General features: G+C 33.0%; 22 protein-coding genes. 21 read left to right on the top strand and 1 reads right to left on the bottom strand.

Features of this window, described 5'->3' with window-relative positions:
- The first annotated feature begins 44 nt into the window (after positions 1 to 44).
- The 18 genes from fabZ (at position 45) to ACHZK0_RS25615 (ending at position 16,819) form a co-directional block, all read left to right on the top strand.
- Positions 45 to 479 carry a 3-hydroxyacyl-ACP dehydratase FabZ gene (fabZ, locus tag ACHZK0_RS25700; RefSeq protein ID WP_000931959.1) on the top strand — a complete coding sequence of 145 codons (435 nt, stop codon included), beginning with the start codon at positions 45 to 47 and terminating at the stop codon, positions 477 to 479.
- A 345-nt stretch (positions 480 to 824) separates the two neighbouring features.
- A complete protein-coding gene (locus ACHZK0_RS25695; protein WP_270606130.1) occupies positions 825 to 1,502 on the top strand; it encodes a CpsD/CapB family tyrosine-protein kinase in 678 nt (225 codons plus the stop codon).
- A 275-nt stretch (positions 1,503 to 1,777) separates the two neighbouring features.
- Positions 1,778 to 2,521, top strand: a complete 744-nt coding sequence (locus tag ACHZK0_RS25690; protein WP_395761028.1) for a YveK family protein — start codon at positions 1,778 to 1,780, stop codon at positions 2,519 to 2,521.
- On the top strand, positions 2,511 to 3,212 hold the full coding sequence (locus ACHZK0_RS25685; protein WP_395761027.1) for a CpsD/CapB family tyrosine-protein kinase: 702 nt from the start codon (positions 2,511 to 2,513) through the stop codon (positions 3,210 to 3,212). The genes ACHZK0_RS25690 and ACHZK0_RS25685 overlap by 11 nt, the downstream gene beginning before the upstream one ends.
- Before the next feature lie 109 nt (positions 3,213 to 3,321).
- Complete coding sequence (locus ACHZK0_RS25680) at positions 3,322 to 4,089, top strand: tyrosine-protein phosphatase (RefSeq protein ID WP_395761026.1); 768 nt, start codon at positions 3,322 to 3,324, stop codon at positions 4,087 to 4,089.
- Positions 4,090 to 4,329: 240 nt separating this feature from the next.
- Positions 4,330 to 5,220 carry a UTP--glucose-1-phosphate uridylyltransferase GalU gene (galU, locus tag ACHZK0_RS25675; RefSeq protein WP_395761025.1) on the top strand — a complete coding sequence of 297 codons (891 nt, stop codon included), beginning with the start codon at positions 4,330 to 4,332 and terminating at the stop codon, positions 5,218 to 5,220.
- Positions 5,221 to 5,222: 2 nt separating this feature from the next.
- Positions 5,223 to 5,903 carry a sugar transferase gene (locus tag ACHZK0_RS25670; protein ID WP_395761024.1) on the top strand — a complete coding sequence of 227 codons (681 nt, stop codon included), beginning with the start codon at positions 5,223 to 5,225 and terminating at the stop codon, positions 5,901 to 5,903.
- Positions 5,904 to 5,929: 26 nt separating this feature from the next.
- Positions 5,930 to 6,823 carry a glucose-1-phosphate thymidylyltransferase RfbA gene (rfbA, locus tag ACHZK0_RS25665; RefSeq protein ID WP_144614973.1) on the top strand — a complete coding sequence of 298 codons (894 nt, stop codon included), beginning with the start codon at positions 5,930 to 5,932 and terminating at the stop codon, positions 6,821 to 6,823.
- A gap of 13 nt (positions 6,824 to 6,836) precedes the next feature.
- Positions 6,837 to 7,394 (top strand): dTDP-4-dehydrorhamnose 3,5-epimerase, encoded by a 558-nt coding sequence (gene rfbC / locus ACHZK0_RS25660; RefSeq protein ID WP_144614975.1) that lies wholly within the window; start codon positions 6,837 to 6,839, stop codon positions 7,392 to 7,394.
- An 11-nt stretch (positions 7,395 to 7,405) separates the two neighbouring features.
- A complete protein-coding gene (gene rfbB, locus ACHZK0_RS25655) occupies positions 7,406 to 8,428 on the top strand; it encodes a dTDP-glucose 4,6-dehydratase (protein ID WP_395761023.1) in 1,023 nt (340 codons plus the stop codon).
- On the top strand, positions 8,429 to 9,271 hold the full coding sequence (gene rfbD / locus ACHZK0_RS25650; protein WP_395761022.1) for a dTDP-4-dehydrorhamnose reductase: 843 nt from the start codon (positions 8,429 to 8,431) through the stop codon (positions 9,269 to 9,271).
- Positions 9,272 to 9,403: 132 nt separating this feature from the next.
- Positions 9,404 to 10,375: a glycosyltransferase family 2 protein gene (locus ACHZK0_RS25645; protein WP_395761021.1), complete on the top strand. Its 972-nt coding sequence runs from the start codon at positions 9,404 to 9,406 to the stop codon at positions 10,373 to 10,375.
- Entirely contained in the window at positions 10,375 to 11,298 is a 924-nt protein-coding gene (locus ACHZK0_RS25640) for a glycosyltransferase (RefSeq protein WP_395761020.1), read from the top strand. The genes ACHZK0_RS25645 and ACHZK0_RS25640 overlap by 1 nt, the downstream gene beginning before the upstream one ends.
- A 19-nt stretch (positions 11,299 to 11,317) precedes the next feature.
- Positions 11,318 to 12,502, top strand: coding sequence for an O-antigen polymerase (locus tag ACHZK0_RS25635; RefSeq protein ID WP_395761019.1), 1,185 nt, complete (start codon positions 11,318 to 11,320; stop codon positions 12,500 to 12,502).
- Between the two features lie 26 nt (positions 12,503 to 12,528).
- Positions 12,529 to 13,656: a glycosyltransferase gene (locus tag ACHZK0_RS25630; RefSeq protein ID WP_395761018.1), complete on the top strand. Its 1,128-nt coding sequence runs from the start codon at positions 12,529 to 12,531 to the stop codon at positions 13,654 to 13,656.
- Between the two features lie 45 nt (positions 13,657 to 13,701).
- Complete coding sequence (locus ACHZK0_RS25625; RefSeq protein WP_395761017.1) at positions 13,702 to 14,619, top strand: LytR family transcriptional regulator; 918 nt, start codon at positions 13,702 to 13,704, stop codon at positions 14,617 to 14,619.
- A gap of 68 nt (positions 14,620 to 14,687) precedes the next feature.
- Positions 14,688 to 15,479, top strand: coding sequence for an SGNH/GDSL hydrolase family protein (locus ACHZK0_RS25620; RefSeq protein ID WP_395761016.1), 792 nt, complete (start codon positions 14,688 to 14,690; stop codon positions 15,477 to 15,479).
- Between the two features lie 80 nt (positions 15,480 to 15,559).
- The gene (locus tag ACHZK0_RS25615; RefSeq protein WP_395761015.1) at positions 15,560 to 16,819 is read left to right on the top strand and encodes a flippase; all 1,260 of its coding nucleotides are present in this window, start codon (positions 15,560 to 15,562) and stop codon (positions 16,817 to 16,819) included.
- Positions 16,820 to 16,928: 109 nt separating this feature from the next.
- Here the strand turns inward: ACHZK0_RS25615 and ACHZK0_RS25610 are convergent, their stop codons facing one another.
- Positions 16,929 to 18,176, bottom strand: coding sequence for a glycosyl hydrolase family 28-related protein (locus ACHZK0_RS25610; protein WP_395761014.1), 1,248 nt, complete (start codon positions 18,174 to 18,176; stop codon positions 16,929 to 16,931).
- Between the two features lie 293 nt (positions 18,177 to 18,469).
- Between ACHZK0_RS25610 and galE the strand changes: the two genes are divergently transcribed.
- From galE to ACHZK0_RS25595, 3 genes are all read left to right on the top strand, one after another.
- Positions 18,470 to 19,462 carry a UDP-glucose 4-epimerase GalE gene (gene galE / locus ACHZK0_RS25605; RefSeq protein ID WP_395761013.1) on the top strand — a complete coding sequence of 331 codons (993 nt, stop codon included), beginning with the start codon at positions 18,470 to 18,472 and terminating at the stop codon, positions 19,460 to 19,462.
- Positions 19,463 to 19,584: 122 nt separating this feature from the next.
- On the top strand, positions 19,585 to 20,256 hold the full coding sequence (locus tag ACHZK0_RS25600) for a response regulator transcription factor (protein WP_098632351.1): 672 nt from the start codon (positions 19,585 to 19,587) through the stop codon (positions 20,254 to 20,256).
- A gap of 11 nt (positions 20,257 to 20,267) precedes the next feature.
- The gene (locus ACHZK0_RS25595) at positions 20,268 to 21,698 is read left to right on the top strand and encodes a HAMP domain-containing sensor histidine kinase (RefSeq protein WP_395761012.1); all 1,431 of its coding nucleotides are present in this window, start codon (positions 20,268 to 20,270) and stop codon (positions 21,696 to 21,698) included.
- Positions 21,699 to 21,745: the final 47 nt, after the last annotated feature.

Below are 21,745 nucleotides of genomic sequence, written 5' to 3'. Positions count from 1 at the left end.
TGTCCAAGTGGTAAGACCAATATTACAAAAGGGGCGATTGTTACATGCTAAATATAGAACAAATTAAAGAAATCATTCCTCACCGCTATCCATTTTTACTTGTTGATAAAATATTAGAAGTAGATGAAGGAAAAAGAGCGGTAGGAATTAAAAATGTATCCGCAAACGAAGAATTCTTTAACGGGCACTTTCCTGACTATGCAGTTATGCCCGGTGTACTTATTGTAGAAGCATTAGCACAAGTTGGAGCAGTTGCTGTACTAAAGAAAGAAGAAAACCGCGGAAGACTTGCTTTCTTCGCAGGTATCGACAATTGCCGTTTCAAAAAACAAGTACGCCCAGGTGATCAACTTCGCTTAGAAGTTGAAATGACACGTGTACGTGGCCCAATCGGAAAAGGAAAAGCAATCGCAACAGTAGATGGTGAAGTTGCATGTGAAGCTGAAATCACATTTGCGATTGGTGATAAAAAAGAATAAAGATACTAAAAAATCTCCTTGTGAAAATGCAAGGAGATTTTTTTATTTCCACTATATATCGGTTTAATTATTAAAATGCAAACTAGTCAGAAAATTACTTGTGTATAAATGGTAATTGCCATATAATTACTTTGTTATTTATTCGGAATTTAGGATAAATGATAAAGGTAGAAAAGAAGTAAATTCATTGTCATATTATAAAGGCGTTCATATAAGACAAAGTAGAATAATATTGATTAAGATGAGATGTGGGGAAGTCAGTGATAAAAAATAGTAATTAGACGTATGAAATCGAGCATAGAGAGAAAAGGGAGAGCGTCGCATTTCACAAAAGGAGATAGGAATATGTTCGGAAGAAAGAAAAGAAAACCATTACGACAATTAATTACACATAAAGAGCCTAAATCACGTGTTGCAGAACAATACCGTAACATTCGTACAAATATTGAATTTACATCTGTAGATAATCATGTCCGTTCTATTATTGTTACCTCGGCAGATCCAGGTGACGGAAAAACAACAACAATCGCAAACTTAGCAGTTGTTTTCGGTCAACAAGGAAAGAAAGTTTTATTAATCGGAGCGGACTTACGTAAGCCGACAATTCAAAACTTATTTGCCATTCACAACTCAAATGGGTTAACGAACCTATTATCAGGACAAGCGAAATTAGTACAATGTATTCAAAAAACAGATATAGAGAATGTATACTTAATGGCAGCGGGTCCAATCCCGCCAAATCCAGCTGAACTATTGGGTAGCCGGATAATGGACGAGCTATTGCTAGAAGCATATAACATGTTTGATATTATTCTAATCGACACACCACCAGTCCTTGCGGTTACCGATGCACAAATCTTAGCGAACAAATGTGATGGAATCGTACTTGTCGTACGCAGTGAAAAAACAGAAAAAGACAAAATCGTAAAAGCGAAGCAAATATTAGAAAAAGCGTCTGGTAAATTACTCGGTGTCGTTTTAAACGATAAAAGAGAAGAAAAAGAACAATATGGATATTATTAGGGGATAGTGAATAGAATAATAAATTTTAAAGCTGATAAATAATTTTATCGGCTTTTTTGAATTTTTATAAAATTTCTTATTGCATTATATAAAAAGAGTGATATAATAGAAATTTTGGAAATTCGTTGGAATGTGTTGTCATATTTAAGATTATTTTGTAAGATTATATTTGTTTGTTATGAGCTTGTATTAAATAATTTATTAAAATAAAAAAATATAAGATGAATATGTTATAATTTTTCTTATGTGCAAATTTTAGAAAGTTGGAGGAACTTATGGAAGAAACAATTAGTTTGAAAGAGTTATTTCATATTTTAAAAAAACGTTTAGCAATGATCCTCACTGTTACATTTGCGGTGGCAATTATAAGTGCTATTATTAGCTTTTTCTTTATGACACCGATTTATCAGTCTTCAACACAAATCCTTGTAAATCAGAAGAAGCAAGAGGGAACTGCATTACAGATTGGGGAAGTTCAAACAAATATACAATTAACGAATACATATAAGGTTATTATTAAGAGTCCTGTAATCTTAGAACAAGTGAAAGATAAATTGAAATTGCAGGAGACGATACAAGAGTTAACCAAAAAAGTTGATGTTACGAATGAAAAGGATTCGCAGGTGATTGCTGTTACAGTGCAGAATAAAGATCCGAAAACAGCAAGTGCCATTGCAAATAAAATTGCAGAAGTATTTCAAAGCGAAATAGCGAAAATCATGAGTGTTGATAACGTTACTGTATTATCAAAGGCAGAAGTGGTCGAAAAGCAGTCCCCAATTAAACCACGTCCAATGTTAAATATAGCAATTGCGTTCATTGTTGGTTTAATGGCTTCAGTTGGACTTGCATTCTTACTAGAATATTTAGACAACACTGTGAAAAAAGAAGAAGATGTAGAAAATTTACTTGGATTACCAGTATTAGGGATTGTAGCTCGTATGGATGAAGAAACAAAAAATATAAATTCGCATGCTTCATCATCAAGAAAAGTGAGGGGACAAACAATTGGCTCTTAATTTATTTAAAAAGAAAAAAAATCATCGTCAACGTCGTCAATTAATTGCTCATCAACAACCGAAATCACCAATATCAGAACAATATCGTAATATTCGAACGAATATCGAATTTGCAGCTGTTGATACGAATTTACACTCATTAATGGTTACGTCGGCAAACCCAAGTGAAGGAAAAACAACGACGACAGCAAATATGGCAGTTGTTTTTGCACAACAAGGAAAGAAAGTACTATTAATTGATGCAGATATGCGTAAACCAGCGATGCATCAAATGTTTCAAGTAGATAATATTTTCGGATTAACGAACGTATTAACATATAGTGAACGTTTAGAAAAATGTGTACAAACGACATCAGTTGATAATTTACACTTTTTAGCTTGTGGCCCAATCCCACCAAATCCAGCAGAATTGTTAGGTTCAAAGTCAATGCAAGAACTTCTTGCACAAGCATATAGTATGTATGATCTAGTTGTCTTTGATCTGCCACCTATTTTAGCTGTAACTGACGCGCAAATTATGGCGAATGTATGTGATGCTTCTATTCTTGTCGTTCGTAGTGAATCGACAGAGAAAGAAACGGCAGTAAGGGCAAAAGTATTATTGGAATCGGCAAAAGGTAAGCTTTTAGGTGTAGTTCTGAATGATCGTGAACGTGAACAAGGCTTATATTATTATTATGGTGCTAACTAATTAAAAAGTGAGATATGGCAAGGCCATATCTCCTTTTTTCCCTTGAATATGAGACATGCCTCATATTCAAGGGAAAAAAGATTTGTATATGAGAGGGAGGATGCAAAGAATGATTGATTTACATTGTCACATTTTACCTGGCATCGATGACGGTGCACAAACAATAACCGATAGTTTGGCGATGGCCCAAAAGGCTGTCCAAGAGGGGATACATACAATCGTTGCAACACCACATCACCAAAACGGAAAATATATAAATGAGCGTAGTTCTATTCTTCATCAAGTAAAACAATTAAATGATGAACTACAACAAAATGAAATTCCACTGAAAATATTACCGGGGCAAGAGGTCAGGTTATATGGTGATTTATTAGAAGACTATGAAGCTAGTAAAATTGTGACTTTAAATGAGACAAATAAATATATATTAATTGAATTTCCATCGAATCATGTCCCCCGTTATGCAGAACAATTATTATATGAAATACGTGTTAAGGGAATGATTCCAATTATCGTTCACCCAGAACGTAATGCCGAGTTAATCGAGCGACCAGATAAGCTATACACCCTTGTAAATAAAGGGGCATTAACACAAGTAACAGCAGGTAGCCTACTAGGTAAGTTTGGTAAGAAAATCAAAAAGTTTTCACTGCAACTCGTAGAACATAATTTAACACATATGATTGCATCGGATGCACATAATACAGCATCAAGAGGATTCCATTTAGCAGAAGGTTATGAACTAATTGAGAAAGAATTTGGAACGAGTATTATGAATGATTTGAAAGGAAATCCATACTTATTAATTAGCGGGAAGGCAATTTATAAAGAAGATCCAGAACAAATCCGTCGTAAAAAGTTATTTGGTATCTTCTAAATAGTGAACTGGTGATGTCTCCTAACCGTTATCAATGGGGGCACTCGGTCGTGCTGTGGGTAGAAATTTTATTTCGTGCCTACCTTAGACGCTTGTCGTCGGGAGTATGACGTGAGGTTGGGTTAGATGCCCATGTTTATTTTAGTAAAAACTCTACCTGTGGAGTTATAAAAATGACTATAGAGGTAGGTTTTTTATTTTGTATATTATTATATTTTGATATCAATTGGGGGGTAAAATTTGAAAAGAGTAAGAAAGGCTATTATTCCAGCGGCCGGTCTTGGAACGAGGTTTTTACCAGCAACGAAGGCGATGCCGAAAGAAATGTTACCGATTGTTGATAAACCAACAATTCAATACATTGTAGAAGAAGCAATAGAATCAGGAATTGAAGATATTATTATTGTTACTGGAAAAGGAAAGCGCGCAATTGAAGATCATTTTGATCATTCATTTGAGCTAGAACAAAACCTACTAGAAAAAGGAAAATATGAAATACTTGAAAAAGTACAAGCATCATCAAAAATTAATATTCATTACATAAGACAGAAAGAACCAAAAGGTTTGGGACATGCAGTATGGTGTGCACGTAAATTCATTGGGAATGAACCATTTGCGGTATTACTTGGTGACGATATTGTCCAAGCAGAAACACCGTGCTTACGTCAATTGATGAATCAATATGAAGAGACACAATCATCAGTTATTGGTGTACAAACAGTGTCTGAAAATGAAACGCATCGTTACGGTATTATTGATCCAATTGAACAAAATGACCGTCGTTATCAAGTACGTCAATTTGTTGAAAAGCCAGCTCAAGGAACAGCACCATCTAATTTAGCGATTATGGGTCGTTACATATTAACACCAGAAATTTTTGAGTTCCTCGAAAATCAAGAAACCGGAGCAGGTGGTGAAATTCAATTGACAGATGCGATTCAACACCTAAATGAAATTCAACGAGTATTTGCGTATGACTTTGAAGGAACACGTTATGATGTTGGAGAAAAGTTTGGTTTTATTAAGACTACGATTGAAATGGCATTGCAGCATGTGGAACTAAGGGAAAGATTATTAGAATATATTAGTGAGACTGTAAAAGCAGAGATGTTTATAAAAGGGGGGAGATAAAGTTGGAAAGCAGAAAAATAGTAGGTACTCCAGTTGAATCGAAAGAGCTGGTAATTAAAAATCAAAGTATAATTTATTTGTTTTTTAAAAGAATGCTAGATTTTATAGGCGCTATAGTAGGGTTAGCGATTTTCTCCCCAATTTTCATTGTAATTTCAATCTTTTATATGTGGGGAGATAATAAAGGACCTGTATTTTTTAAACAAGTACGGATGGGCAAGGATGGTAAAGAATTTCACATTTATAAATTCCGTTCAATGATTGTAAATGCAGAGGGGAAATTAAAAGAAAATGAACTATTATATAAAAAATATGTTGCTAATAATTATAAATTAGAACCAAATGAAGACCCTCGCATTACCAAATTAGGACAGTTTTTGAGAAAAACAAGCTTAGATGAGTTACCTCAATTCATTAATGTTTTAAAAGGTAATATGAGTCTGGTTGGTCCAAGGCCGGTGGTAAAAGAAGAATTAAAGGAATACGGTCATAGAGAACGTGAGTTTTTATCTGTTAAACCAGGTATTACAGGATATTGGCAAGTCAGTGGGAGAAGTGATGTTGGCTATCCAGAAAGAGTAGATTTAGAGCTTCATTATGTGGATAATGCTTCTTTATATTTTGATATTAAGATTATAATTTTTACAGTTATAAATGTAATTTTACGTAAGGGTGCTTATTAATTTTATAATAAAGGAGATTTATGATTATGAAAGGAATTATTTTAGCCGGAGGAAGTGGAACGCGTTTGTACCCACTTACTACAGCTGTTTCAAAACAATTGTTACCAGTATACGATAAACCAATGATTTACTATCCATTATCAGTATTAATGTTGGCTGGAATCAAGGATATTTTAATTATATCTACGCCACAGGATACACCACGTTTTGAGGAGCTCCTAGGGAATGGTTCTCAGTTTGGAATTAACCTTGAATACGCAGTGCAAGAATCACCGGATGGATTGGCACAGGCATTTATTATTGGAGAAGATTTTATTGGTGATGATTCAGTCGCTCTAATATTAGGGGATAATATGTTTTACGGACATGGCTTAACTCAATTACTACAAAATGCTGTAGGACGTCAAAATGCAGCGACTGTTTTCGGATACTATGTAAATGATCCAGAACGTTTTGGAGTAGTTGAGTTTGATGAGAATGGAAAAGCTATATCTATTGAAGAAAAACCAGAAAATCCTAAATCTCATTATGCAGTAACAGGGCTTTATTTTTATGATAATAGAGTCGTAGAGATTGCTAAAAATATTAAACCATCAGCTCGTGGTGAGCTAGAGATTACAGATATTAATAAAGTATATCTAGAAGCAAATGAATTAAATGTAGAGATTCTTGGACGTGGTTTCTCATGGCTGGATTCAGGTACGCATGAATCTTTATTAGAGGCATCACAATTTATTGAAACAATTGAAAAACGTCAAAGTTTAAAGGTAGCTTGTTTAGAGGAAATTGCTTTTAGAAGAGGATATATTAATCGAGAGCAATTATTAGTTCTGGCAGAGCCTATGAAAAAGAATCAATATGGTCAATATTTAATGAAATTGGCAGAGCAAAGTAAGCAGAAGCAACCAATTTATCAATAAAGGAGTATTAAATATGAAGATTATTGAGACAAAAATTCCTGATGTACTTATTTTAGAGCCAAATGTATTTGGAGATCATCGTGGATATTTTATGGAAAGTTATAATAAAGATGCATTTGATAAGTTAGGTTTAAAATATGAATTTATTCAAGATAATCAATCATTGTCAGTGCCTGTTGGAACATTACGTGGTTTACATTTTCAATTAAATCCTAAAGCACAGACAAAAGTAGTGCGCTGTATTACTGGTGCCATTTATGATGTAGCGGTTGATATTCGTAAAGGTTCACCTACATATGGTCAATGGGTGGGTGTTATTTTAAGTGAACATAATAAGCGTCAGCTAGTTGTACCAAAAGGATTTGCACACGGTTTTTGTACATTAGTACCTAATTCAACTGTCGCTTATAAAGTAGATGAATATTATTCTCCAGAACATGACTCTGGTATTTTGTGGAATGATCCAGCGCTAGGAATAGACTGGCCAGTAAGTAATCCAATACTATCGGATAAAGATAACAAACATCCAATGTTGGAAGAAGCAAATATTAATTTTGTATATGAAAATTAAGGAGGAGCAACATGAAAGTATTAGTAACAGGTGGAGCAGGATTTATTGGAAGTAATTTTGTGCGTTATATGGTAAAGAAATACCCTGAATATAACCTTGTCAATTTAGATGCATTGACGTATGCAGGTAATTTAGAGAATCTAAAAGAGATTGAGGGCTTACCTAATTATAAATTTGTTAAAGGTGATATAGCTGATCGCGAGTTTATCAATCGATTATTTGAAGAAGAAAAATTTGACTATGTATTAAATTTTGCAGCAGAATCACATGTGGATAGAAGTATTACTAATCCAGATATATTTATTCAAACAAATATTCAAGGGACTCAAGTGCTATTAGATGCAGCAAAAAATGCACAAGTGAAGAAATATTTGCAGGTTTCAACAGATGAGGTATATGGTACTTTAGGCGATACAGGTTATTTCACAGAAGAAACACCTTTAGCTTCAAATAGTCCATATAGTTCAAGTAAAGCAGGGGCAGACTTACTAGTTCGTGCATATCATGAAACTTTTGGCTTACCTGTTAATATTACACGTTGCTCAAATAACTATGGACCATTCCATTTTCCTGAGAAATTAATTCCATTAATGATTATTAATGCATTAAATAATAAGCAGTTACCTGTATACGGTGATGGATTAAATGTACGTGACTGGTTACATGTTGAAGATCATTGTCAAGCTATTGATTTGGTACTTCATAAAGGGGAAAATGGTGAAGTATATAATGTTGGTGGAAATAATGAACGTACAAATATTGAAATTGTAAAAACAATTTTAAAAGCGTTAAATAAGCCAGAATCTTTAATTCAATATGTGACAGATCGTCCGGGGCATGACCGCCGCTATGCAATTGATGCAACAAAACTTCGTGAGGAGTTAGGTTGGTCACCAAAATATAACTTTGATACGGGAATTGAACAAACAATTAATTGGTATTTAGAAAACCAAGACTGGTGGGAGAATATTATCTCTGGAGAATACCAAGAATACTTTGATAATCAATATGGTAATAGATTAGAGGTTAAGTAAATGAAAGTTATTGTAACAGGAGCAAAAGGTCAACTTGCACAAGACGTTTTGAAACAATTAGAACATACAGATTTACAAGTATACGGTATTGATCGTGAAGAGTTAGATATAACAAATAATGAGGCTGTACAAGCTTATATAAATAAAATTAAGCCAGATGCAATTATGCATTGTGCAGCTTATACAAATGTTGATGCAGCAGAAGAAGATGTAGAAACTGCTTATAAAGTAAATGGACTAGGTACAAAGTATTTAGCACAAGCTGCAGGAGAAATAGGGGCGAAAATGTTGTACATTAGTACTGACTATGTTTTCGATGGTACAGCAAAAAATCCTTATGAAACTAGTGAACCCACAAAACCATTGGGGGTTTATGGTGAAACAAAATTAGCAGGTGAAACATTTGTACAACAATATGTAGATAAATTCTTTATTGTACGTACAGCTTGGGTATTTGGGATATTTGGAAATAACTTTGTAAAAACGATGCTACGTTTAGGAAAAGAGCATGATGAAATTAGTGTTGTTCATGATCAGATAGGTTCACCTACATATACAGTAGATTTGGCACGTTTTATGATTGAATTAATTCGTTCTGAAAAATATGGTATATATCATGCGACAAATACAGGGGTTTGTTCTTGGTATGAATTTGCTGTAGAGATTTTCAATCAAGCAGGCATAGAAGTCAAGGTGAATCCGGTGACAACAGAGGAATTTCCTCGACCAGCAGCACGTCCACATTATTCAGTATTAAGTAAACAAAAAATTGAAGATGAAGGATTTAGCTCTTTACAAAATTGGAAAGAGGCTTTGAAAGCTTATCTTCTTGAAAATAGATAAAAAGATGCTACACAAAACATCTATATTAGATGTTTTGTGTAGTTATATAGGATTTTTTACTTTAGTGAATAAAATTAATTTGTTTTCTAAAGTAAGAAATTCTAAAATTACAACATGTGAAAGGATATTTATATGACTGCAAATTTAAATCCTAGAATAGATATACTATTAGCTACTTATAATGGAGAGAGATTCATTCAAGAGCAATTAGATTCATTATTGGCACAAAGCTATGAGAATTGGAAGATTATTATACGTGATGATGGTTCTTCAGATAATACATTAGGAATAGTTGGGGAATTTATAAAAGAACATGGAGACCGCATTGAATTAATAGATGATGGTGATAAAGGTTTGGGGCCTAGTGGGAACTTTGCGCGACTGCTAGAAAATTCAACTGCTCAATATATAATGTTTTGCGATCAAGATGATGTTTGGAAAGAAGATAAAATTAAATTAACATTTGAAAAAATGAAAGAAATAGAAAATAACGGTTATAGGGATAAACCAATATTAGTACATACCGATTTAGAGGTTGTTAATAAGGAATTAGAGACTGTGGCTGATTCGATGTTTCAATATCAAAATTTAAATTCAAACTTTGTAAATTTAAATAATCTATTAACGCAAAATAATGTAACTGGTTGTACTACCATGATTAATGAAAGCTTGAAAGAAAAAGCCCTGCCTATATCCAAAAGTGCAATGATGCATGATTGGTGGTTAGCATTAGTAGCTTCAGCTTTTGGAAAGATAGGATTTGTTTCAAATTCCACCATAAAATATCGTCAACATGGTGGAAATGATACAGGAGCAAAACAATATTCATTTAGCTATTTTTATCAAAGAGTAAAAGGATATAATAAATTATTTGAAATAGTAAACAAAAATTTTAAACAAGCAGAAAGTTTTTATTTAACATATCAAAGTGAACTTACAGCAGAAATGTTGGGAGATATTGAGCATTATATTGAATTGAAAAACATCAACAAGTTTAAAAGAGTACAAGTTATGAATAAGTATGGATTTTTGAAACAAGGGATAATTAGAAATATAGGTTTCTTTATAATTGTATTTATGATGAACAAGGAGAAAAGAATATAATGCAGAAAAAAAAGGTTTCAGTGCTTATCCCATTATATAATGCAGAGGTATTTATACGCGATTTAATGAGAAAGTTAGAGATACAATCATTGCCAAAAGATGTTAGTATGGAAATTATTACAGTAGATTCTTCTTCTAGTGACAATACAGTTGCGATTTTAAATAAGGAGTTTCCAAAAGTAAAGTGTACGGTCATAAAAAATAAAGACTTTGATCATGGAGGAACAAGAAATCTCTTAATGAAGCAGTCAGAAGGAGATTATTTATTGTATATGACACAAGATGCTATTCCGTTTGATAATTACTTAATAGCGAATCTTTTAGCACAATTTGAAGATGAAAATGTGAAAATTGTTACAGCTAGACAAATTCCTAGAGATAATGTAAGTCCTTTAGAAAAATTTGCTCGTAATTTTAATTATCCAGCTGAAAGCAAAGTAAAGACTAAAGAGTCTATTGATGAGTTAGGAATTAAAACGTTCTTTAATTCTAACGTTTGTAGTATGTATCATCGAACTTTATTTAGAGAACCATTTAAAGGGTTTCCTGAAAAAATTATTTTAAATGAGGATATGATTCTAGCTTATGAGACTATTATGTCCGGATATAAAGTCGTATATGAAGCAGAAGCGAAGGTATTTCATTCACATGATTATTCTTTGAAACAACAATTTAAAAGGTATTTTGATATTGGAATGGCCTTTGATGAGACTAGTTATATTTTAGAGAATGTATCCAATGAAAAAGAAGGATTAAAGATGATTAAACATCAGCAGCAATATTTATTAAGTGGAAGGCACTTTAGGTATATGTTTTACAGTGTTTTTGAAAATGTTGCTAAATTTTCAGGGTATAAAATGGGGAAAAAACATCATTTATTTAATGACAATATAAAACGTAAATTTTCGGCGTATATGAAATAATTAAATAGGAGTTTTGTTTGTGATTAATCCATACTTTATGTATATTGTAGCGTTTGTGATAGCAATAATAGTATATCAATTGGGATGGTCATATGTTTTTCCGGAAATAAGTGTATCCCTACTGTTATTTCTTATATTTACTATTGTAAGTGCATTTTTTATTGGATTTTATGTATATAATAAAAAGATTATAGAGTATTCAAATATTAAATTTGAAAAAAAAGTAAGCCTAATCACCATTTTTATTATAGGATGTTATTTGTTGGAATTTATATATGAAGGTGGATTTCCTTTATTATCATTACTGACGAAATCTAATTTAATCTATATGGAATTTGGAATTCCGGTCTTCCATGTATTTGTGGTTACTTTTAACTCTTTTTATGCAACATACTTGTTCCATATGCTAATTTCAAATAGATACCAAGCGAAAAAGATATTAATAAATTTTCTTATAACTCTTTCATTACCCTTATTATTAGTTAATAGGGGAATGATCATGATGATTTTAATTAGTTGTTTGTTTATATATCTTTTGAAAATTAAAAAGAAGATGAATTTTAAAATTGTAATAGGTCTAGGTGTTGTAGCAATTTTGGTTTTGTATATATTTGGATTATCTGGTAATGCCCGTGTAAATCATTCTTATCAAAATGATAAAACTATGTGGGAGAGCGATGTAATATTAAGGGTTGGAGGTGCTAAAGAAGAATTTATAAATTCCTCCATACCGGATGCGTTCTTTTGGTCATATATATATATATCGTCTCCATTAGCTAATCTTCAACATACAATTAATGCAATAGAAGTAAAAGATTTAGAGTTTGTAGATATATTTTATATGGTTAATAATGAAATTTTCCCGGATTTTATAAATAAAAGAATTAATGACATGTATGGGGTAACAAAACCACCCATTGCACAAATTTCTACAGAATTAACTGTAGCTACGGCCTTTGCTGGGAGTTATGTTACTTTGGGATGGTTAGGATTAATAATCTATTTTATTACACTCTTATTCATTTCATTAGCATATATTATGATTTTAAAAAGGTTAAATAGTAAATATTTTTTAACTGGTGTTAGTATATTTAGCTCTATTTTATTATTTAGTACCTTTGATAATATGTTAGAATTCAGTGGATTGAGCTTTCAATTAGTATATCCATTATTATTTTCAGTATTAGCAAAAATTAAGCGTTAATATTGCCCAATAGATGGAGGAGAAAAATGACTTTAAAAGTTATATTTGCTAATCGGAAAGATTGCTTTGATAGGATGGGGGGAGACACCGTCCAAATGATGAAAACAAAAGAGCATTTAGAAAAGCAGTATGATATTGAGATAATATATTGTACGTCTCCACAAGAGATAGAGAAGCATAAAGATGTATCGATAGTACACATCTTTAATATACAGACTATTGAACAAACCCTTGAATATATAGAGGTATGCAAAAAAAATGGGAAAAAAGTTGCGTTATCTACTATATATTGGGATTTATCACATGCGTACTATATTGATTTGTTAAGTAAATTAAAAGTGTTTAATATGGATAAATTAAGCAAATATAAAAATGTCTGCAACAAGGTTCGGATGAACGTTAGTAAGGTAATTGGAAAAACAAAGACATATGGAACAGATACTTACAAAGAGTTGAGAAGAAAAGCCCTAATAGATGCAGATGTATTGTTACCGAATTCGGCTGAAGAATTAGGTATAGTAGCTAATGAGTTTGGTATACCAAAGGAGATTTTGGATAAAAAGGCTTTTCTTGTTCCTAATGCAATAGAAAATAAAGAAAAAGTAGCTATGAGGAATAGTAGTTCGATAAATGTTGAAGGCTATATCCTACAAGTGGGACGAATAGAACCTATTAAAAACCAACTTAATGTTGTAAAGGCTATGTTTGAGGATAAGAAAATACCAATTGTGTTCATTGGAAGAAATGGTAATAAAGCTTATTATAAAGAGGTTACAAAGTTAGCAGAGAAGAGAGGGAACGTATTCTTTTTAGGTGAGTTAAGCCACGATGATTTAATAGAATATTATCAAAAAGCGAAGGTTCACATCTTACCATCTTTCCGAGAATCGCCAGGTTTATCAACTTTGGAGGCTTTATGGTGTGGAACTGAGATAGTGGTTGCTACCCCAGAATATTGCCCTGTTAATTTTTATAAATTTGATAAGTATGGTCATCAATGTAACCCTTATGATGTGAAATCAATAAGGAAAAGTATCTTAACTGCTATGGAAAACCCGAAAAATGTTGAATTACCAGATGCATATAAACATTATATTAGTTACGAAAATGCAGCAAATATTACGTATAGTTCTTACCAATCTATATTAATTTAACATGATTATAAGAAGTTTAAATTAAGAACGAAGAGGGTATATAAAATGAAGAAAAAAATATTAATTTGGATTTTAGGGATTGTTGGATTCTTTATCGTAGCTGGTGGTGGATACGCTTATTATTTATATTCATCGGTATCAAGTACATTAGACGCCGTACATAAACCGTTGGATCGCGAGAAATCGGAGAAACGTAATGAAAGTGTTGATATTGGAGATAAAAAGCCAATTTCTATTTTATTAATGGGAAGTGATCAAAGAAAAGATGAGGTCGGCAGATCTGACTCCTTAATGTTGTTTACTTTAAACCCTAAACAAGAATCTATGAAGATTGTAAGTATTCCTCGTGATACTTATACGGAAATTATTGGGAAAGGGAAAAAAGATAAAATCAATCATGCCTATGCATTTGGTGGAATTGATATGTCTGTTAAAACAGTAGAAAACTTTCTTGATATTCCGGTAGACCATTATATTGAAGTGAATATGGAAGGATTTAAAGATGTTGTTGATGCAGTTGGTGGAGTGGAAGTAAACAATGATTTAGCCTTTTCTTATGAAGGTAGTCAATTTGTGAAAGGCGATATTCATTTGAATGGAACAGAGGCTTTACGATATTCTCGTATGAGGTACGAAGATCCACGTGGAGATTTTGGTCGTCAAATGCGTCAACGTCAAGTGATTCAAGCTGTCATAAAAAAAGGGGCAAATGTGTCTTCTTTAGCGAATTACGGAAGTGTACTGAAATCAATTGAGAAAAATGTAAAGACAAGTTTAACTCAAGAGCAAATGTTTGATATTCAAAAAGATTATAAGAATGCTATGAAAAATATAGAAGAAGTTCAAATTGCAGGTGACGGACATAAAGCTGCTGATGGTATTTGGTATTATTATGTGCCGGATCAAGTAAAACAAGATGTAACAAGTAAATTAAGACAACATCTTGAAGTAAATAAAAAATGATCTGAATGATCCCCAATTACTTTCAAGGTAGTTGGGGGTATTTCAATTTTGTTAGATGAGGTGAATAAATGAATAAGAAAAATATATTTGTTTTTATTATCTTTATAGTATTTGTGGTTTCGATTGTAGTTGGTAATTCATATTGGAATAAGAAGGTTATAAGTGCTACGAAACAAACTGAGGAAGTAAAGACAGAAGTAGTGAAACAAGCAAAAGAGGAAAAAAATAATTTTAATGAGAATTACATAAAAAATCTACCTGAAGCGATAAAAGAAAAGGTAAAGAAAGCAACAAGTGGAGGAGAACCAGTACATCTTGTTATTATTGGTGATCAAGCATCTTCCTCTGAAAAGGACGCTTGGCCGGAAAAATTAAAGAATAATTTAGAAGAGGTATATGGAAAGAAATTGTGGAAAGTCACAGTTAAGGAATATAAAGATGAAAGCTCAGAAGAATTAGTGGTAAAAAATCGAGATAAAGAAATTATAGCATTAAAGCCAGATGTGATTTTATTTCAAGCTCCATTTATTACAGATAACAACAAGATAGGTAATGGAAACTCTGTAGCGAATACGCAAAAATTTATACGGTCGATTAGTAATAGTATGAAAGATGTTACTGTTATGATTCAACCGCCAAATCCGGTTTATAATGCAAAGAACTATCCGAAGGCTGTTGAAGCATTGAAACAATTTACAATACAAAATGATTATACATATATCAATCATTGGGAAGCGTGGCCTAATTCGAACACTAAGGATATTTTATCGTATCTACAAGATGAATTCGGTTTTCCAAATGCTAAAGGTCAAGAAGTGTGGGCGCAGTATCTTGTTAATTATTTTATTGCAAAAGAATAGGTAATAAGAAGTCGATTTGGATGTAAATATTCAAATCGACTTTTATTTGTATATATTAGAAACAGGTAGGAGATTTTAGTATGCTAAAGAATAAGTTGGCAAAGAACGCATTCTCTTTATTACTATTAAAGGGGTTCGAGTATTTACTACCGTTACTTACAGTTCCCTATTTAGTAAGAGTTTTAGGGAATGAGAAGTTTGGAGAGATGTCATATGCAATTGCAATTTCATACTTCTTTGTAATGATTACAAATTATGGTTTTGATTTGACCGCTACTAGACAGATTTCAATTCATAAGGAAGATATGAACAAAGTTAAGAGTATATTTTCCTCCGTGTTAACTGTAAAGATACTACTGATGTTAATTAGTTTTGGATTATTATTTACAGCATTAAGCGTGATTCCTCAGTTGCAAGGAAATAATGTAGTATACTATATAGCTTTTTTTAATGTTATTGGAAATGCATTGTTCCCGATTTGGCTGTTTCAAGGTATTGAGAAAATGGAGTATATTACGGGTATTAATATGTTTGCAAAAATTAGTACTACTTTACTTATTTTTATAATTGTAAGAGAGCCCGGTGATTACGTGCTTGCTACATTGTTACAATCAATTCCATTTGTAATTTGTGCTGTTGTTAGTTTTATAATTATTTCACGTAAATTAACTATTACTTACGTATTTCCCAATGTAGAAGAAATTGTTTATTGTTTTAAAGATGGCTGGAATGTTTTTACTAGTGCTTTCATGAGCTTTATTTTAACATCTGGTGGTATTTTAATATTAGGAATATTTACGAATAAAGAGATAGTTGGAATTTATTCAGCGATAGAAAAATTAGCAAAGGCAATTATTAATTTATTTACACCAATTACACAAGCTTTATTCCCCTACATTAGTGAAAAATTTGGAGTGAGCTATGACAGTGGAAAACGAGCAGTTTTTAAATTTGGTAAATGGATTATTACTTTAGCTGCATTTATTTCTATAGTTATGATGATTGGTGCAAAATGGATTTTATTAATTTTTTATGGTGATAACTATGTGCAATATAGTCTTGTAGTACAGTTATTTGCTATTTGGTTATTCACAAGTATTTTTAATAATATTATTGGAATTCAATATTTAGTGGCTTCAGGGAAATCTAATTTATATAGTAAAAGTTTCTTGTTTTCTACCATCATCACTCTTACACTATTTCTTGCATTAACGCCGAAGATGCATATTTATGGAATCTTAATTGGAATCAATGCTGGTGAGTTGATATTAACAGTAGTCATGCTGTTTTATGCAATAAAAAATGATAGGTTATTTAGTGCTGGTACACCGAAGTTATAATAAAGAATAAGTTGAGAAAAATAATAAAAAGGATTCCTTCTTAAATTATGAGGGAATCCTTTTTTATTAAAGAGTATAAATAACTACAAATAGTTTAATTTATTATAAGTTAAACTTCAGTAATGGTATTATTTATAAGCTGAATAGCATCATTAGTGGACTCAGTATAGATTGCTTTTTTAGCAGTAATTATATTATTAGAAACTGTTAATGTCTTATTTGAGTTAATATGCTCGAGAGCTATGAAAATGCCAACATCATCAGTATTAATATGGTTTTTACTTAGTACAATGTTCTCTGTACTTTGAATTAGCATTGCATGTGCAGCAGTTTTTGATAAAGTGTTTGAAGATATCTTTGTAGTCTTTACCGTATTGCTAATCCAAATAGAGTTATTATGAGGGTTACTATTATTAACATTTTGTATTGAATTTTCCTCAATTAATATATTTTCCCCACGTTCAATTGCTATAGCGTTACAAGGATTATTCCCTAAATTAGTATTGATCTTATTATTCTTTATGGTGATTTTCTTAGGAGGTGGACTTGAAAGGTCCTTAAGATGGAGTACACCAATTCCATATCCATCTGTAAAATTATTAATGGTATTATCAGTAATTGTTATTTCGGAAGGACCATTTTCGATACCAATGCCTCCACTTTTGGTGTCAGATACTGTATTGTTTTTAAAAACAATATCTTGAGCACCAGTACTATTCGCAACAAGTGCTACGTCATCTAGTTTGATAGAGGTGTTATTTTTAGCTTCACTATGTTTTCCTTGGAAAAAAACAGCCCCCCCACCAGAATTTGTAACTGTATTTCCTATAGCCTTTCCATAATGCGAATTCCCAATGAATCCAAAAGCGGTATTAAGGTTTTCGCCGCCACCATTTAAATTAGTAACACTACAGTTTTCGATAGTAACATGAGAGGTATTTTCAAACCAAGTCACAAAATTATTTATTGGATCTTTTAATAAATTTAATTTGTTTCCATCGAAATTAAGCTTATTAATCGTAATGTTATCTATAGAATTTGCATAAAAAAAGCCTTGCCCGATTTCATTTGATTTAAAATGTGGACTAAGTTTTAATGTGGCATTTTCACCAATGATTGTTACTGGTCTTGTAATAATAATTGGTGCTGAAATAATATAGTTTCCTTTTGGAAATAGAACAGTTGCATTATCAGTATGTATAGTATCAAAAAGATCTTGGATAGCCTGAGTGTTATCAGTATTCCCATCACCTATAATATCGTACTTCTGGACATTATAGGTTTTTGAATGCTTTGAGTTTAAAGAAAGAATGGCTAATATTATTAATATGATTGGTATCAAAAAACGGTAGCGCAATTATATAATCCTCGTTTCTAAAAATTTATTTAATAATAAAATTAAGTATAACGCAAAAATATTTAATGTGGGTCGATAATGTATTAAAATTAATTTATTGTATAATAGGATGTGTATGTACAGAGATAAATTTAATTTTTTATTCTACCTTATATTCATGAAGTTTGGGCACAATATGTAACGGATTATTGCGTTGCTAAGTAATAAAGGTACACAAAAGGTATACGAGCAATCGTATACCTTTTATAATAAGAGAGTGAATAAGAAATCCTAATATATGTAGGAGGAAGACAATGAATTCAATTCTAATCTGCGGCGGAGCTGGTTATATCGGTTCTCACGCTGTGAAAAAATTAGTAGACGAAGGTTTATCTGTAGTAGTAGTAGATAACTTACAAACTGGTCATGAGGATGCAATTACGGAAGGTGCAAAGTTTTATAATGGTGACCTTCGTGATAAAGCATTTTTAAGAGATGTGTTTACACAAGAAAATATTGAGGCTGTTATGCATTTTGCAGCTGATTCTTTAGTTGGAGTTAGTATGGAGAAGCCTCTTCAATATTATAATAACAATGTGTATGGTGCACTTTGTTTATTAGAGGTAATGGATGAGTTTAAGGTAGATAAGTTTATTTTCTCTTCTACTGCGGCAACGTATGGTGAGGTGGATGTAGACCTTATTACTGAGGAAACGATGACAAATCCAACGAATACATACGGAGAAACGAAGCTAGCAATCGAGAAGATGCTTCATTGGTATAGCCAAGCTTCTAATTTACGTTATAAGATTTTCAGATACTTTAACGTGGCTGGTGCAACTCCAAATGGTATTATTGGGGAAGATCACCGTCCAGAGACACATTTAATTCCTCTTGTATTGCAAGTGGCATTAGGTCAACGTGAGAAGATTATGATGTTTGGTGAGGATTACAATACACCAGATGGTACTTGTATCCGTGATTATATTCATGTTGAAGATTTAGTGGCAGCTCACTTCTTAGGGCTTAAAGACCTACAGAACGGCGGAGAGAGTGATTTCTATAACTTAGGAAATGGTAATGGTTTCAGCGTAAAAGAAATCGTTGATGCAGTTCGTGAAGTTACAGATCATGAAATTCCAGCTGAGGTAGCACCGCGCCGTGCGGGAGATCCAGCACGCTTAGTTGCTTCTTCTCAGAAGGCGAAAGAGAAGCTAGGATGGGATCCACAGTATGTAAATGTGAAGACAATCATTGAGCATGCTTGGAATTGGCATCAGAAGCAACCTAATGGGTATGCTAAATAAAATGTAATAAGTGAAAGAGAGGGTATTGTCGTTCAACATATGTTCGACAATACCCTCTCTTTTTTTGTATGATTTTTGCTATACTAAACTGTACTATAATACAGGATGGAAGGAGGAGAATAATGAAAATACTTGTAGTTGATGATGAATCGAGTATTCGTAATTTGATTCGGATGCAATTGGAGATGGAAGGGTATGAAGTGCTCACGGCGGCTGATGGAAGAGAAGCTTTAGAGAAATGGAATGATGGGCCGGATGTATTGATTTTGGATGTTATGCTTCCAGATACAGATGGGTATGAGTTGCTTCGTTTGTTCCGTGAGAAGAATAGGGATATTCCAGTGCTCATGTTAACTGCGAAGAGTCAGATGAATGATAAATTGCTTGGCTTGCAGCTTGGTGCAGATGATTATGTGACGAAGCCATTTAATTATGCGGAGCTTATTCTTCGGGTTAAGAATATGACGCGGCGTGTGAAGAAGGCAGAGGTAACGGTAAGTCATGAAGTAATCGGAGCGGGGGAGATAACGATCTGTCCTAAGGAAAGAAAGGTACATGTTAGTGGACAAGAAATCCAGTTAACGTACCGAGAGTTTAATTTATGTCAGTTGTTTGTTTCAAATCCACAGCGTGTATTCATGAGAGATGAGTTACTTGAGAAAGTATGGGGATTTGAGTATATCGGAAATACGAGGGCGGTTGATATTATGGTGCAAAGACTGCGGAAGAAGTTAGGGAATAGCGGGGAATATATTAAGACAATTTATGGCGTCGGCTATAAACTGGATTGTTAAGTGGTGATGGTATGTCTTTAAAAAGGAATATGGTGTTTGGAATAGTGGGACTGTTAATCCCGATTTTTGTTCTTTTGTACGCAGTTGTTTATATTACGTTAGAAAAGAATATGTATCATAACGCGGCAAATTCTTTAGAAAAGTTAAGTGTAGAAGCACAAATTTATACGATGAATTATTTAGAGAAGGAAGCAGAAGTGGAGACACTCGGTCCGAATTCACTTTTAATTGCCTCGTATTTAGCAAAGCGCATGGATGTCCGTGTACAGATGATCGGGAAGAATGGAGATGTTGTTGCGGATACGCAAAAAGGAGCACTTCTTCACCGGAATATTGATATTGCGAGTTCTTTGAAGGGGAAGAAATCTTATGTTTTTGAAGAGGGAGACCCAGCTCCAATTCTTTTGTTTTCAAGCCCAGTGTATTATGGAAACGATGTCATTGGAAGTGTTCGTTTCATAAATGAGTTAACGGGTGAGAAGGAAGTTTTAACAAATGTCGGTTGGACGTTCTTAATGACGTCTCTTTGTCTAGTAGCTGCAGGTATTTTCTTTGCAATTCGATTGGCAAAGTCTCTTCATAAGCCGATTGATCAGTTAAGACAAATGGCAAAGCGGCTTGCGAATGGGGATTATAAAAGCAAGATTGAGTTAAATGAATATGTGGAAATTGCTCAGCTTTCAGCATCTTTTAATGCGATGGCTGATGGAATTAAACTGCATATTAAGCAATTGAAAGAGGAGAAAGAGAAGCAGAAAGATTTCTTAGACCGCATTACGCATGAGCTAAAAACACCGCTAACGGCGATTATTGGCTATGTGGATTTAATTCCGAAGTTAAAGGCGAAGGAAGATGTACAGGAGAGCCTTCGTTATGTAGCTGTAGAGAGTGAGCGTTTATTATCACTTGTGGAGGAATTACTTAAGTCTTCAAAGTACGGGACGAGTACGTTTGAAGTGTCACCTACAGTTGTGAATATAAAGGAATTAGCAGAAGAAGCAGTTTCAATTGTGAAACCTCGCCTGCAGAAATTTGAGATTGAAGTGATAAATGAGTTAACAGATGTACATGTTGTTGCAGATTTCGATAAGACGAAACAGATCTTCTTAAACGTACTTGATAATGCGATAAAATATAGCGATGCTACGCAAATTCGTATGAATGTAATTGTAAATGAACGTGAGGCAAAGGTTTTTGTTCATGATGATGGCATTGGTATAGATGAAGGTGTGCTTGCAGAGTGGAATGAATCGCCAGAAGGGAAGGTACTTCCTTCTAGTTACGGGAATGGTTACGGGTTGTATATTTGTCAGGAGATTATGAATAAGCAGGGCGGAAGTATGCGAATTGAGAGTAGTGAAGAGGTTGGTACTACAATATTTATTACATTCTTGCTTCCGAGACGGATGGAAGATATAAAAAACTTGAAAGCGGTTAAATGATACATTTATGAAACAATTATGCGGTATTTTCGAAACAACGTTTTTTT

Source organism: Bacillus sp. 3G2 (genome assembly GCF_044324725.1).
Taxonomy (GTDB): domain Bacteria; phylum Bacillota; class Bacilli; order Bacillales; family Bacillaceae_G; genus Bacillus_A; species Bacillus_A mobilis.
This window is presented reverse-complemented; position numbering and strand designations above follow the sequence as displayed.